We start from the raw sequence: 12,751 nt of genomic DNA on the forward strand, positions 1-12,751 counted from the left end.
ATCATTGCAATGTTGCAGATTCGTGCGGCATTGCTGCCTGCACGCTGCGTACGATTGCGTTGATGATGTCACTGACCGATTCGCCGGTACCGGCACTTTCTTCGATCACCGTGGATGCGGCCACGCTGCGCATCCTGCAGCGGCACGATGCCAGGCTGCCACGCGCGCCGGCCTCGCTGACCAAGCTGATGACCGCGCACGTGGCCTATGAAGCCATCGCGCACGATGGTCACACGTGGTCGGATACAACGACCGTCGATGCGCGCGACGTGCACGCGGTCGCTGCCGACGAAACGCGGATGGGCCTGGTGCCGGGCGAGACCATCACCCTGGCCCGCCTGCTGGAAGGCCTGATGATCGTGTCCGGCAACGATGCCGCGCTGGCGCTGGCCCGCCACCTGGCAGGTTCGGAGGCTGAGTACGTGCAGCGCATGAACGACACCGCCGCGCGGATGGGCCTGCGTGATACGCACTTCGTGTCCGTCTCGGGCATCACCACGCCGGGCCATGTGTCGACCGCGCATGACATGGCGATGCTCGCCGCGCGGCTGCTGGCCGATCATCCGCAGGTGCTGGCCATCACCGCGCAGCGCCACTTCAGCCACGGCACGTTCTGCAAGGACAACCAGAACACGCTGCTGGGCAGCGACGGCATCGATGGCCTGAAGACCGGCTATACCCGCGCGGCAGGCTTCTGCCTGGCGGCGACCGCGTGCCGCGACAGCGAAGAGGCAACGCACCGGCTGATCAACATCACCCTCGGCGCGCCCACGCGGGAAACGCGGAACGCGTGGGTCCAGCAGTGCCTGCAGGAAGGTTTCGCGCAGCTGCAGCGCGACGCGGCGGTCAGCGCGCGCGGTTGACGGTGTCGACGATCAGCCGCTGCAGCTCCGCTTCCGCATCCGGCTGCCGCAGTGCGCCCGCGGCCACCGCTTCGGACAGCGACTCGGCGGCTCCCAGGATCGCCCAGCGCCCGGCCACGGGTACATCGCCGTCGTTCGCGAACGCGCCCAGCCACTGCGCGCACTGGTCGACGAAATCCTGCTGGTAGCGGTGGCGCACGTCGCGCAGCTCAGGTGACCCGGCCAATGCGGCAAGGATCGCCTGGATGTCGCTGCCCTGCGACAGCACGCAATCGATGTAGCCCGATGCGATGGCCTGCGCGCGTGCATCCAGGCGCGCCGGCGCCGCGCCGATGCGCGCATCGAACACAGCGGTCTGGCGCTGGTCGTAGTCGGCGTACAGCGCGGCCAGCAGCCCGTTGCGCGTGGTGAAGTGATCGTAGGCCACGGGCTTGGTCACGCCTGCGGCCTCGGCCAGGCGGCCCAGGCTGAGTGCATCGGTGCCCTCGCCGCCCACCAGGGTCCAGGCCACGTCCAGCAACTGGCGACCGCGCTGTTCGCGCGACATCCGGCGACGGGTGGGCGTGGCGGTGGTGGACATGCAGCGGCTCCATGTCAGCGGGCGGGTGTGCCTATGGTACGGCCGATGTCCGCAGCGGTCTGCAGATGCGCCTGCGCCTGGCCACTGTCAGCATCGAGCAGCAGCGTGGACGAACGCACGGTGGCACCGCAGTAATCGAAGATGCCCATGTCGATCTGCGTCTTCATCGCCGCACCATAGCCGCGCCGTTCGATCATCTCCGCGCCTGCGCCACCGATGCCGACCAGGTGCACCTGCAGCCGCTGCAGCTTCTTTTCCACCTTGCCGTCGGCACCGTCGGCGTAAGCCCAGCCCTGGGTGAACACACGGTCGATCCAGCCCTTCAGCAACGCCGGGAACGACCACCAGTACAGCGGATAGACCAGCACCAGCGCGTCGGCGGCATCCACGCGCGCGTGCTCGGCGGCCACGTCGGCCGGCACCGCTGCGCCCTGCTTGAACAGGCCGATGTCAGCGGTGTTGAAACGGGGATCGAAGCCTTCGGCGGCGAGATCGGCCACGGTTACGGTGTTGCGCGCGTCGGCGCCGGTGATGGCCCGGCCGATGCGGGCGGCGACGGCATGGGTGAGGGAGGCGGGATCGGGATGGGCGACGACGATCAGGCTGTGCATGGGTGATGCTCGTTGAGTGGTTAGTTACCAATGGTAATTAACAGCCATGTTTCCACCAGTACCCCGCGCAGGACGCTGATTTCAGCTGGATTGGCGCGGCCTCGGGCCGCCCATGCAAGCGTTCATGTGTCACCAAACGTCAAATGCGAATGATTCGTGATACGATTGTTAAAGAATTCTGAAACCCCCACACACGGACGTCCCAGCCATCGCCAGTGGACCCTCAACAGGAGTACTGCGCGATGTCGCACGCCGTTCTGAAACCCCGCCGTTCCGTTGCTGCCCTGGCCGCCGCCATCGGCCTTGCACTGGCCAGCACCGCCCACGCCGATGCCTCCGCTGATGCCGCTTCGGCCAAGCAGATGGATACCGTGGTGGTCACCGCCACCGGCGCCCAGCAGTGGATCAAGGATGCGCCGGCCAGCATCAGCGTCATCAGCCGCGAAGAGATCGAGCGCAAGCCGGTCACCAGCATCGGCCAGCTGCTGAGCACCGTGCCCGGCGTGACCGGCGGTTATGCGCTGTCCGGCGCGCAGTCGAAGATCCGCCTGCGCGGCCTGCCCGAGCAGTACACGCTGATCCTCATCGACGGCCGCCGCCAAGGCAATTCCTCCGGCGTGAACTACCGCGACGACCTGGGCCCGCAGGATCTGAACTGGCTGTCGCCGGACATGATCGAGCGCATCGAAGTGGTGCGCGGCCCGATGTCCTCGCTGTACGGTTCGGATGCGATGGGCGGCGTGATCAACATCATCACCCGCAAGATCGCCGACCACTGGGGCGGCTCGGTCACCTTCAACCACAGCATGCCCGACGCGTCCACGCGCGGTGACACCACGCAGATGGGCGCGCTGTTCAGCGGCCCGCTCACCGACAACCTCGGCGTGCGCATCGGTGCCAACGTCACCGACCGCAAATCCGACCGCCTGGAAGACCAGACCCCCGGCAGCAAGGCGGAAAATGCCAACCTGCAGTTCCACTGGCGCCTCAACGACGACCACGCGCTGACCATCGAAGGCTCGCGCGGCGTGCAGCGCAACACCGGTGCCGGCGATGTGTACGCCTGGGGCCTGTCCAAGCTGGTACAGACCGGCTACGTGCTCGGCCACGATGGCCGTTACGGCGACACCACCACTTCCAAGACCACCCTTGTGCAGAACGACTACAAGGACAAGGGCAGCGCGGTGGGCAACCACTCCAAGGAAACGGTGTTCGATACCGCCTTCACCACCGGTTTCCACTGGGGCTTCGAACACAGCCTCAACGTGGGCGGCCAGTGGAAGCGCGAGCAGCTGGAAAACAGCGACACCATCGGCACCGTGCCGGTGACCTGGACCGGCAGCAGCCGCATCAGCCCGACCAGCGAAGCCGATTCGTGGGCACTGTTCGCCGAGGACCACATCACCCTGCACGAGCGCTTCGTGCTGACCCTGGGCGTGCGCTGGGACAACACCGACAACTACGACGACAACGTCAGCCCGCGCATCTACGGCGTGTGGCACCCGGGTGATGCGTGGACCGTGCGCGGCGGCGTGTCCAAGGGCTTCCGCGCGCCCAACCTGGAGCAGGGCACCGCCGGTGCCGCCACCCAGTCCGGTGGCCGTGGCTGCGGCAGCCTGACCCCGGAAGGCTGGAACAGCCGCCTGGTCAGCGCCGACGGCACCACCGGCTGCTACATGGCCGGCAACCCGAACCTGGAACCGGAAACCAGCACCAACTACGAGCTGGGCGTGGGCTTCGACCAGAACGGCTGGTCGGCGTCGGCCACCTACTTCCTGACCAACTTCGACGACAAGATCGAACAGGTGCCGCTGCGCGACATCCCCGGCCAGACCACCAGCTTCGTCAACGGCTTCTGGTGGACGGTGGCGCAGAACATCCAGAAGGCCCGCACGCGCGGCGTGGAAGCCAGCGTGACCGTGCCGCTGCACGAACGCCTGAGCTGGACCACCAATGCCACGCGCATGCTGGAATCGAAGAACCGCACCACCGGTGCCAGCCTGCTGGTGGTGCCGAAGATCACTGCCAACACCTCGTTGAACTGGGACGTGACCGATGCGTGGTCGTTGAACCTCAGCGCGCAGCACATCGGCAAGCAGCTGGTGGCCACGTCCAGTTCGACCTTCGCCAAGGCGTACACCACGGTGGACCTGGTGACCGGTTATGACGTGAACGAGAACCTGACCCTGCGTGCGGGTGTGCTGAACCTGGACGACGTGTCGACGCTGGAAGACGGCAACGACTACGACGGTGGCGCGCGGACGTTCTTCGTCGGCCTGACCGCGCGGTTCTGAGCAGGCACCGGGGTCAGAGCCCTTTGCGGTGCAAAGGGATCTGACCCCATCCACGCATGGCGTGGATCTACTTCAGGTCCTTCAGCGGCAGCACCAGGGTTTCCTGCAGGTGTTCGTGGCTCCAGGTGCTGCCGCCACGCGCGTGGCCTTCCAGGCGCAGCGCTGTGCGCCCGGCATCGTGCCAGCGCACGTGGATCTCCAGCTCCAGTGGACCGTCGTCGCGCTCGAGCACGCACACCTGGGCCGGTCCGTCGACCCGGGCCAGCAATGCCTGCGCCGGCGCCTGGCGCAGCGCGTCCATCTCCCTCACCAGCGCTGCATAGGCGGTTACGTTGTCCATGGCGTCAGCGGAACAGGTCGTTCAGGGCCGCGCCCGCAGCGGCCTGCTGCAGGCCGTCGAAACGGCCCTCGCGCAGGATCGGATCGGTGGCCTGCATCAGCCCGCCCCATGCCGCGCGCGCCAGTGCGCCGCCCAGGCTGACCCGGCGCACGCCCAGCGCGGCGATGTCCTGCAGCGTCAGCGGGCTCGGCCCGCCGACCAGCAGGTTGACCGGCTTCGGCCCGGCTGCCGCAACCACCGCCGTGATCTGCTCGCGGGTGGTGATGCCCGGTGCGTACAGCACGTCGGCACCGGCCGCGGCATAGGCACGCAGCCGCTGCAGGGTGTCTTCAAGATCGGGCACGCCGACGAAGAAATTTTCCGCGCGCCCCACCAGCAGGACATCGGCACCTGCCCGATCAATGGCGGCACGGGCGGCGGCCAGGCGCTGCACCGCCTCCTCCAGCGGCCGCAGCGGCGCTCCGGCCACGCCGCTGGCATCTTCAATCGACAGCGCGGCAACGCCGGTGCCCAGTGCAGCGGTGACCGCTTCGCCGACCGCGTCCGGCGTCGCACCGAAGCCATCGCCGAAATCCGCGTTCAGCGGCAGCGGCGTCGCGCTGGCCATCAAGCGAAGGTGTTCCAGCGTGGCCTGCAACGAAACAGCGCCATCCGGCCGGCCTTCGCTCCACGCGCAACCCGCACTGGTGCTGGCCAGCGCCTGGAAGCCCTGCCGCTGCAGATAGCGCGCACTGCCCACGTCCCACGGGTTGGGCAGCACGAAGCAGCCCTGCGCATGCAGCTGCCGGAAGGCGGCGCGTCGGCGGGCGGTATCGGCGTCGGGAGCAGTCATGGCGGACATCCAGGGCGGCGGTCCGGCCACCCTAGCCCGGCGACCACCACGACTCAACGTGGCGGCCGCTGCCCGGCATCACCTGATACCTGCTGCTTATTGGACGCTGCCAGCCACATCGCCGAGCGTGGCGCCTCTGCCATCAGGACGCTGGCCATGCCACCGCACACCCCTGCCCCACCTTTCGACGTGGCCGAAGATGCCCATTGGGCCGACCTGCTCTCGCCCGTGCGCCGGCGCCTGATCGCCTCGGCCGGCGTTGCCGTGGGCGGGCTGGCCACGGCCAGCGCTGCGAGCGCCGCCGCCAACACCACCGAACCGGGCCAGCCAGGCTTCCGCCCGATCGTGCCGCCGCCCGCGCAGGGCCACAGCCCCTGGGGCCAGGACACCGCCGCCGAAGCGACGCCCCGCCCGTCCAGCGTGCGTCCGGGCGAATCGCCACTGCCCGACCGGCCGCGTGCCTATACCGATATCAAGAGCTACCACGCACACATCTATTTCGACGAAGACAGCTACCAGAAGGCCGCCCTGCTGCGGCGCTGGGCGGCCGAGCGCTTCCCGGTGGAACTGGGCAACTGGAACCTGGAGCCGCGCGGCCCGCATGTCACGCCCTCGTTTTATTTCGGCTTCACCAACGACCTGCTGCCGGTGCTGGTGCCGTGGCTGCAGCTCAACAGCCTGGGCCTGACCATCCTCATCCACCCCAACACCGGCGATGGGCGTGCCGACCACCTGCATTACGCGCTGTGGGTGAACCGCGCGCAGCCGGTGAACGCCTACAACTGGCCGGTGCCGGAACCCGGCGAGACCGAGGCGCTGGAGGAGGTGTTCCCGAACGTGGTGCCGACGGTGCCGCTGGAGACGTGAGCGCGGGGCGCGGTCATCCACGCATGGCGTGGATCTACATCATCGTCGGCCTACGTGCGGGCATCCCCGCCGCGATGGCGTTCAGCGGGCCTTGATCCGCCGCCACCCATAGGGCCGCAAGCGCTTCCACGATTTTCAAACGATTGCTTTAAACACCTGCAATTTCGCCGAACTGGACAGCATCCGCAGGTTCCGCCAGACTGCCGCCCTTTCCCGTTGATCGGATTCCATGGCGAAGCTGCTGGTCCTGCATGGCCCCAACCTCAACCTGCTCGGTACCCGCGAGCCGGAGGTCTATGGGCACACCACGCTGGCCGACATCGACCAGGCGCTGGCCGCCCAGGCCGCTGCGGCCGGGCATGCCCTGGAAAGCCTGCAGTCCAACGCCGAACACGTGCTGGTGGACCGCGTGCAGGCCGCACGCACCGACGGTACCACGTTCATCCTGATCAACCCGGCCGCCTTCACCCATACCTCGGTCGCCCTGCGCGATGCGCTGGCGGCGGTGGCCGTGCCGTTCATCGAGATCCACCTGTCCAACCCGCACACCCGCGAACCGTTCCGCCAGCACAGCTATTTCAGCGACAAGGCAGTGGGCGTGGTGTGTGGCTTCGGCGCCGACAGCTACCGCTACGCGATGGACGCGGCGCTGCTGCGGGTGTCCGCCACCTGATTGTCGACCCGGGCGCCAGCCGGCGCTCTACCTCACCTAGATAGAAACCAAAGAGGCCCTCATGGATCTGCGCAAAATCAAGAAGCTGATCGACCTGCTGGAAGAGTCGAACCTGGCTGAAATCGAAATCAAGGAAGGCGAAGAGTCCGTGCGCCTGTCGCGCGCCCCGGTGGCCGGCTACGCCGCGCCGATGCCCGCCCCGGTGTACGCCGCGCCGGCCGCCCCGGCTGCGCAGGCCATGCCGATGCAGTCGCCGACCGAAGCCTCCACCGGCGGCACCGCCAAGCCGGGCCCGGCCCTGCCGGAAGGCCACGTGCTGCGCTCGCCGATGGTCGGCACCTTCTATGCATCGGCCGCTCCGGACAAGCCGGCGTTCGTCACCGTTGGCCAGCAGGTCAAGGAAGGCGAGACCCTGGCCATCATCGAAGCGATGAAGATGTTCAACCCGATCGAAGCCGACAAGTCCGGCACCATCGTCGCCATCCTGGGCGAGAACGGCCAGCCGGTGGAATTCGACCAGCCGCTGTTCGTGATCGGCTGAGGGGCACGCCATGCTCGACAAAGTCGTCATTGCCAACCGAGGGGAGATCGCGCTGCGCATCCTGCGCGCGTGCCACACCCTGGGCATCCGCACGGTGGCCGTGCACTCCACGGTCGACCGCAACCTCAAGCACGTGGCCATGGCCGACGAGTCGGTCTGCATCGGCCCGGCACCGTCGCCGCAGAGCTACCTCAACATCCCGGCGCTGATCGCTGCGGCCGAAGTCACTGACGCCCAGGCCATCCACCCGGGCTACGGCTTCCTGTCGGAGAACGCCGACTTCGCCGAGCGCGTGGAGGAGTCCGGCTTCATCTTCATCGGCCCCAAGGCCGACACCATCCGCATGATGGGTGACAAGGTCGAAGCCATCCGCGCGATGAAGTCCGCCGGCGTGCCGTGCGTGCCCGGTTCGGGCGGCCCGCTGGGCGAGGACATCGTCGCCAACACCAAGATCGCCCGTGAGATCGGCTACCCGGTCATCATCAAGGCGGCCGGTGGCGGCGGTGGCCGCGGCATGCGCGTGGTGCATGCCGAAGCCTCGCTGAAGACCTCGATCGAAACCACCAAGAGCGAGGCCAAGGCCGCGTTCGGCAATGGCGAGGTCTACATGGAGAAGTTCCTGGAGAACCCGCGCCACGTGGAGATCCAGGTGCTGGCCGATGGCCAGGGCAACGCCATCCACCTGGGTGAGCGCGACTGCTCGATGCAGCGCCGCCACCAGAAGGTGGTGGAAGAAGCACCGGCACCGGGCATCAGCGCCGAACAGCGCGAACAGATCGGCAAGGTCTGCACCGAAGCCTGCGTGCGCATCGGCTACCGCGGCGCCGGCACCTTCGAGTTCCTGTACGAAGACGGCCGCTTCTACTTCATCGAAATGAACACCCGCATCCAGGTGGAGCATCCGGTTACCGAAATGGTCACCGGCATCGACCTGGTGGCCGAGCAGCTGAAGATCGCCGCCGGCCAGAAGCTGTCGATCAAGCAGAGCGACGTGGTGCTCAGCGGCCATGCCATCGAGTGCCGCATCAACGCCGAAGATGCTGAAACCTTCGTGCCGAGCCCGGGCACCATCACCGGCTTCCATCCGCCGGGCGGCCCCGGCGTGCGCGTGGACACCCACATCTACAGTGGCTACCGCGTGCCGTCGAACTACGACTCGATGATCGGCAAGCTGATCGTGCACGGCCCGGACCGCGAGACCGCCATCGCCCGCATGCGGGTGGCGCTGAGCGAAATGGTGGTGGACGGCATCAAGACCAACGTGGCCCTGCAGCAGCGCATCATGCGCGACAAGGGCTTCCAGGCGGGTGGGCAGAACATCCACTACCTGGAAAAGCGTCTGGCCGAGCGCAAGAACAAGCCGATCGCGCTGACCTGATCGGCGGCAGATGCTGGACACGAAAAGGGCGGGGATTTCCCCGCCCTTTTTGCGTCTTCCGGCGCCGCCGGACATCACCGCCGGGCGTGGCCCGGCGCTACCCCGCGCGTGTCAGCGCTTGTCGGCGACTTCGGCAGGAATCTGCGTATCGGCCAGCGGACGCACGCCATTGGGCGAGGTCGGGTCGATGATCACCATCGTTTCGGTTGAACCATCGGGCCAGACCACCTGGAAGGTACTGCCCGCCGGCAGCGCAGCGAAGGGCGCGCCGCTCTGCGCACGGTACACCGCGGCCACCTGGCTGGCACCGGCGCGGCGCACGTCTTCCTGCGCCTTCACCGAGGTCAGTTCAACCTTGGAAAGGTGCCGGTAGCGATCCTCGTAGGTGTCGATCATCAGCAGGCCAACGGCGCCGGCCGAATACGCGACAAACAACGCCACCCAGAACCAGAACTTGGCCCCGTGCAGGAATCGACGGTAATTCATTGCCCGTTCCTCTTTCCAATCAATTGCTTGATCCATTCGTTCATCTTCCCCGCACCTTGCCGCGATACCGCAGCGTCATACACGAAATCCTGGAAATCCTGTGTCCCATCCTGCGAACAGATCCCTCCGTTCGCGCAGTAACTGTTCATCAGCACGCTGTCGGCTCCACAAGGTAGACCGAGTTGGCAGGCCGCAACCCGCCATGCCATCTCACTGAGCTGTTCACCGGCCACCATGTCCACCAGCGCCTTGTCGCCGGCAGCGCGCGTGCCCATGCCCGGCGCCAGGGCCATGTAGGCCTCCGGATCACGCGAAGTACGCACGCGTTCGACCAGGTCACGGCGGTACTGCTGGTTGCTGTGCAGCGGCTCGCCCTCGGCGAACAGCGCCGCTTCGGCGGCGAGGTTGCCCTGCAGGGCTGCACGGCGGCGTTCGTTGAACACCAGCGACGGCCCCAGCTTGTCACCCGGCACGAAACCGCCGCAGCGCTGGGCCACGCGTTCGCGCGCCTGCACCATCGCCGGTGCCGCGCTCAGGCCCAGGCCAGCCAGCACGTTGTTGTCCAGGCGGTAGCCACCCGGGTCGACCGCATACTGCGCGCAGTAGTCGTAGACCCGGCTGAGCATCCAGCGCGCTTCGTGGTTGCCCTGCTCGGCCTGCACCTTCAGCCGCTGCGCGTAGGCGAACAGATCGGTCTCGCCCTCGATGTCGGCGCGGATATCCAGCGGCAGGCCCGAAGGCAACGCGGCGCTGCGCTCGAAGCCGGCCAGGCGGCGCGCGAGCGCCTCGGGCATCACCGGCTCCAGTGCTTGCTGCACCGTGGCCGTCGATACGGCCAACGGTTCGCCGACATCCACCTGCGCGGAATGGCCATGGCCGCTGGCCCGATAACCGGCCACGCCCAGCACGGCCACGGCCGGCAGCACGAGCAACCAGGTTTTCAGGGTCGGGGCGAGGGCCATCGGCGGTCGGTTACGGCACGTCGGGCAGGAAAGCGCCAAGTCTAGCAAGGCCCGGGAGGCATGTCTGAACCGGTCTCGTTCAGCCTGGGTCGGCATCTCAGAGCATACGGAGACGGCCGGATGGTCTAGCATGGCCCCCTTTCCCGCGATTGCCCCCACCGCCATGCCGTTCCTGGAACTGACCCTGCGCTGCACCGAAGCCACCCAGCCCCGCTATGAAAACGCGCTGGAGGACGTGGGCGCGCTGGCGGTCACCCTGCTTGATGCCGAGGCCGACACCAGCAACGAGCAGGCCATCCTCGAGCCGGGCGTGGGCGAGACGCCGCTGTGGGACACCCTGGTGCTGAGCGCGCTGTTCCCGGCCGACAGCAACGCGCTGCTGCTGCTGGCTGCGCTGGAGGCGTTCGACCCGGAACTGGACTGGACCGGCGGCAGCTTCCGCGCGGTCGAGGACGAAGACTGGGAACGCGCCTGGCTGGACCAGTTCCAGCCGATGGATTTCGGCAGCCGCACCTGGATCGTGCCGTGGAACCATGAGCTGCCGGAGGCCGCGCAGGCCGCCGACGCCGCCGTGGTGCGCCTGGACCCGGGCCTGGCCTTCGGTTCGGGTACCCACCCGACCACCGCGCTGTGCCTGCGCTGGCTGGACCAGCTGGCCGTGGATGGCGTGCTGCAGGGCCAGCGCGTGCTCGACTTCGGCTGTGGCTCGGGCATCCTCGCCCTGGCCGCGCTGAAGCTGGGCGCCGCCGAGGCCATCGGCGTGGACAACGACCCGCAGGCGCTGATCGCCACCGCCGACAACGCCGAGCGCAACGGCGAACTGGCCCGCATGCACGTCTACCTGCCGCAGGACGAACCGGTGGCCACCTACCCGATCGTGGTCGCCAACATCCTCGCCTCGGCGCTGGATGCGCTGGCCGAACTGCTGGCCGCACGCGTTGCTGCCGGTGGCCGCATCGCGCTGTCGGGCATCCTGCATGGCCAGGAAGGCGAACTGCTGCAGCGCTATGCCGCGTGGTTCGACGACCTGCAGGCCACCCAGGATGGCGATTGGATGCGCATCACCGGCGTACGCCGCGCCTGATCGTGATTGAATGACGGCTGGATCCGAGCCCGCGCCCTGAGCATGTCCGAGCCGAACCCACCGCGTCGTCCGCTTGCCACCTTCCTGCGTTCCGCGCCGGGAACCGGTGCGCCGCCCGGGACCGGGCAGGCGCAGGCCCCCGCTGACGACACCGCCGATGCCGCTGCCGGACAGGCGGCGGTGTCCGGGCCGCGCGCCGAGCCGGTCGTGGACACCCCCTTGCTGGAACCGGCACCGGCACACACGCGACAGTCCGATGACACTGTCATCGAAACGTCCACCGGCATTGACGACGCTGCATCGGCCGCTCCGGCCAGCGATGCGCCCAGCTTCCTCGGCGTGCGCCCGCGTGCCCTGCCGACGCCACGCTGGCACTGGGCACTGGTGGCCGGGCTTGCCCTGCTGCTGGTGCTGCAGAGCGTACTGGCCGACCGCGCGCGGCTGGCCGCCGATGCCGGGCATCGCCCGTGGGTCAGCGCACTGTGCGGCGTCCTGCGCTGCAGCCTGCCCGCATGGCGCGAACCGACTGCATTGACCATGACCAGCCGCGAGATCCGCCCGTTGCCCGGGCAGGCCGGCGTGCTGCAGGTGCAGGCCAGCATCCGCAATGATGCGCGCTGGGCGCAGGCATGGCCTGACCTGCGCCTGTCATTGGCCGATGCCGATGGCCGGGTGATCGGCACCGGTGTGTTCCCGCCCGCGCAGTACCTGGGCGAAAACCCGGGCGCGGCACTGCTGGAACCGGGGCAGAGCGCCCGCATCGCCTTCCGTGTGCAGGAGCCGGCAGCCTCCACGGTCGCATTCACCTTCGAGTTCCTTTGATCGGGACGAAGGCGTCCAGCCGTGGCAGGTCGGGCACGCTCGCGCTAGACTGGCCGCCTCCACCTCGTCCGGCCGCGCGCTCCGCGCGCACGGGCCACCGAATCGGGAACCCCCTTGAACGCTGTCCTTTCTCGTCCTGACAACAGTCGTGGCGCTGCCCGGCCACCGCTGCGTGAACACGTCGCCCAGTCCGTGCGCCGCTACCTGCGTGACCTCGATGGCTGCGACGCGGACGATGTCTACGAGATCGTGCTGCGCGAGATGGAGATTCCGCTGTTCGTGGAAGTACTCAACCACTGCGAAGGCAACCAGAGCCGCGCCGCCGCGATGCTGGGCATCCACCGCGCGACCCTGCGCAAGAAGCTGAAGGAATACGGCATCAGCGCGTAAGCGCGCCGCCGGGCATGGCCCGGCGCTA

General features: G+C 68.0%; 15 protein-coding genes. 9 read left to right on the forward strand and 6 right to left on the reverse strand.

Annotated features, from left to right (window positions below; genetic code table 11):
• Window positions 1-65: 65 nt before the first annotated feature.
• A complete protein-coding gene (locus C1927_RS19020; RefSeq protein WP_079223747.1) occupies window positions 66-863 on the forward strand; it encodes a serine hydrolase in 798 nt (265 codons plus the stop codon).
• Here C1927_RS19020 and C1927_RS19025 read toward each other — a convergent pair.
• On the reverse strand, window positions 847-1,410 hold the full coding sequence (locus C1927_RS19025) for a TetR/AcrR family transcriptional regulator (RefSeq protein ID WP_108747889.1): 564 nt from the start codon (window positions 1,408-1,410) through the stop codon (window positions 847-849). The genes C1927_RS19020 and C1927_RS19025 overlap by 17 nt on opposite strands.
• A gap of 47 nt (window positions 1,411-1,457) precedes the next feature.
• Window positions 1,458-2,054 carry an NAD(P)H-dependent oxidoreductase gene (locus C1927_RS19030; protein WP_108747492.1) on the reverse strand — a complete coding sequence of 199 codons (597 nt, stop codon included), beginning with the start codon at window positions 2,052-2,054 and terminating at the stop codon, window positions 1,458-1,460.
• 242 nt (window positions 2,055-2,296) lie between these two features.
• Between C1927_RS19030 and C1927_RS19035 the strand changes: the two genes are divergently transcribed.
• The gene (locus C1927_RS19035; RefSeq protein ID WP_174208703.1) at window positions 2,297-4,348 is read left to right on the forward strand and encodes a TonB-dependent receptor; all 2,052 of its coding nucleotides are present in this window, start codon (window positions 2,297-2,299) and stop codon (window positions 4,346-4,348) included.
• Between the two features lie 67 nt (window positions 4,349-4,415).
• Here C1927_RS19035 and C1927_RS19040 read toward each other — a convergent pair whose 3' ends face one another.
• The gene (locus C1927_RS19040; protein WP_079223754.1) at window positions 4,416-4,688 is read right to left on the reverse strand and encodes a hypothetical protein; all 273 of its coding nucleotides are present in this window, start codon (window positions 4,686-4,688) and stop codon (window positions 4,416-4,418) included.
• A 4-nt stretch (window positions 4,689-4,692) separates the two neighbouring features.
• A complete protein-coding gene (locus C1927_RS19045) occupies window positions 4,693-5,520 on the reverse strand; it encodes an isocitrate lyase/phosphoenolpyruvate mutase family protein (protein ID WP_108747493.1) in 828 nt (275 codons plus the stop codon).
• Window positions 5,521-5,676: 156 nt separating this feature from the next.
• Here C1927_RS19045 and C1927_RS19050 point away from each other — a divergent pair, with 156 nt between their 5' ends.
• The 4 genes from C1927_RS19050 (at window position 5,677) to accC (ending at window position 8,979) form a co-directional block, all read left to right on the forward strand.
• Complete coding sequence (locus C1927_RS19050; RefSeq protein WP_079225398.1) at window positions 5,677-6,387, forward strand: DOPA 4,5-dioxygenase family protein; 711 nt, start codon at window positions 5,677-5,679, stop codon at window positions 6,385-6,387.
• 229 nt (window positions 6,388-6,616) lie between these two features.
• Window positions 6,617-7,060, forward strand: coding sequence for a type II 3-dehydroquinate dehydratase (gene aroQ, locus C1927_RS19055; RefSeq protein WP_079223757.1), 444 nt, complete (start codon window positions 6,617-6,619; stop codon window positions 7,058-7,060).
• A 61-nt stretch (window positions 7,061-7,121) separates the two neighbouring features.
• Window positions 7,122-7,601 (forward strand): acetyl-CoA carboxylase biotin carboxyl carrier protein, encoded by a 480-nt coding sequence (gene accB, locus C1927_RS19060; RefSeq protein WP_079223759.1) that lies wholly within the window; start codon window positions 7,122-7,124, stop codon window positions 7,599-7,601.
• A 10-nt stretch (window positions 7,602-7,611) separates the two neighbouring features.
• Window positions 7,612-8,979 carry an acetyl-CoA carboxylase biotin carboxylase subunit gene (gene accC, locus C1927_RS19065; protein ID WP_079223761.1) on the forward strand — a complete coding sequence of 456 codons (1,368 nt, stop codon included), beginning with the start codon at window positions 7,612-7,614 and terminating at the stop codon, window positions 8,977-8,979.
• A 111-nt stretch (window positions 8,980-9,090) separates the two neighbouring features.
• Here accC and C1927_RS19070 read toward each other — a convergent pair whose 3' ends face one another.
• Both C1927_RS19070 and C1927_RS19075 read right to left on the reverse strand, forming a co-directional pair.
• A complete protein-coding gene (locus C1927_RS19070; RefSeq protein ID WP_079223772.1) occupies window positions 9,091-9,465 on the reverse strand; it encodes a hypothetical protein in 375 nt (124 codons plus the stop codon).
• Window positions 9,462-10,427, reverse strand: a complete 966-nt coding sequence (locus C1927_RS19075; RefSeq protein ID WP_108747494.1) for a hypothetical protein — start codon at window positions 10,425-10,427, stop codon at window positions 9,462-9,464. Before C1927_RS19075 ends, C1927_RS19070 begins: the two co-directional genes overlap by 4 nt.
• 163 nt (window positions 10,428-10,590) lie before the next feature.
• Here C1927_RS19075 and prmA point away from each other — a divergent pair, with 163 nt between their 5' ends.
• The 3 genes from prmA to fis all read left to right on the forward strand — a co-directional run bounded on the left by prmA (window position 10,591) and on the right by fis (window position 12,723).
• Window positions 10,591-11,511 carry a 50S ribosomal protein L11 methyltransferase gene (prmA, locus tag C1927_RS19080; protein ID WP_108747495.1) on the forward strand — a complete coding sequence of 307 codons (921 nt, stop codon included), beginning with the start codon at window positions 10,591-10,593 and terminating at the stop codon, window positions 11,509-11,511.
• Window positions 11,512-11,553: 42 nt separating this feature from the next.
• Window positions 11,554-12,333 carry a DUF3426 domain-containing protein gene (locus C1927_RS19085; protein ID WP_108747496.1) on the forward strand — a complete coding sequence of 260 codons (780 nt, stop codon included), beginning with the start codon at window positions 11,554-11,556 and terminating at the stop codon, window positions 12,331-12,333.
• Window positions 12,334-12,447: 114 nt separating this feature from the next.
• The gene (gene fis / locus C1927_RS19090) at window positions 12,448-12,723 is read left to right on the forward strand and encodes a DNA-binding transcriptional regulator Fis (protein ID WP_006397198.1); all 276 of its coding nucleotides are present in this window, start codon (window positions 12,448-12,450) and stop codon (window positions 12,721-12,723) included.
• Window positions 12,724-12,751: the final 28 nt, after the last annotated feature.

The organism is Stenotrophomonas sp. ZAC14D1_NAIMI4_1, assembly GCF_003086775.1.
GTDB lineage: Bacteria > Pseudomonadota > Gammaproteobacteria > Xanthomonadales > Xanthomonadaceae > Stenotrophomonas.

Coding starts and splice junctions, on each gene's coding strand:
- C1927_RS19020 (WP_079223747.1), top strand. CDS start 66: ATGTCACTGACCGATTCGCCGGTACCGGCACTTTCTTCGATCACCGTG.
- C1927_RS19025 (WP_108747889.1), bottom strand. CDS start 1,410: ATGTCGCGCGAACAGCGCGGTCGCCAGTTGCTGGACGTGGCCTGGACC.
- C1927_RS19030 (WP_108747492.1), bottom strand. CDS start 2,054: ATGCACAGCCTGATCGTCGTCGCCCATCCCGATCCCGCCTCCCTCACC.
- C1927_RS19035 (WP_174208703.1), top strand. CDS start 2,297: ATGTCGCACGCCGTTCTGAAACCCCGCCGTTCCGTTGCTGCCCTGGCC.
- C1927_RS19040 (WP_079223754.1), bottom strand. CDS start 4,688: ATGGACAACGTAACCGCCTATGCAGCGCTGGTGAGGGAGATGGACGCG.
- C1927_RS19045 (WP_108747493.1), bottom strand. CDS start 5,520: ATGACTGCTCCCGACGCCGATACCGCCCGCCGACGCGCCGCCTTCCGG.
- C1927_RS19050 (WP_079225398.1), top strand. CDS start 5,677: ATGCCACCGCACACCCCTGCCCCACCTTTCGACGTGGCCGAAGATGCC.
- aroQ (WP_079223757.1), top strand. CDS start 6,617: ATGGCGAAGCTGCTGGTCCTGCATGGCCCCAACCTCAACCTGCTCGGT.
- accB (WP_079223759.1), top strand. CDS start 7,122: ATGGATCTGCGCAAAATCAAGAAGCTGATCGACCTGCTGGAAGAGTCG.
- accC (WP_079223761.1), top strand. CDS start 7,612: ATGCTCGACAAAGTCGTCATTGCCAACCGAGGGGAGATCGCGCTGCGC.
- C1927_RS19070 (WP_079223772.1), bottom strand. CDS start 9,465: ATGAATTACCGTCGATTCCTGCACGGGGCCAAGTTCTGGTTCTGGGTG.
- C1927_RS19075 (WP_108747494.1), bottom strand. CDS start 10,427: ATGGCCCTCGCCCCGACCCTGAAAACCTGGTTGCTCGTGCTGCCGGCC.
- prmA (WP_108747495.1), top strand. CDS start 10,591: ATGCCGTTCCTGGAACTGACCCTGCGCTGCACCGAAGCCACCCAGCCC.
- C1927_RS19085 (WP_108747496.1), top strand. CDS start 11,554: ATGTCCGAGCCGAACCCACCGCGTCGTCCGCTTGCCACCTTCCTGCGT.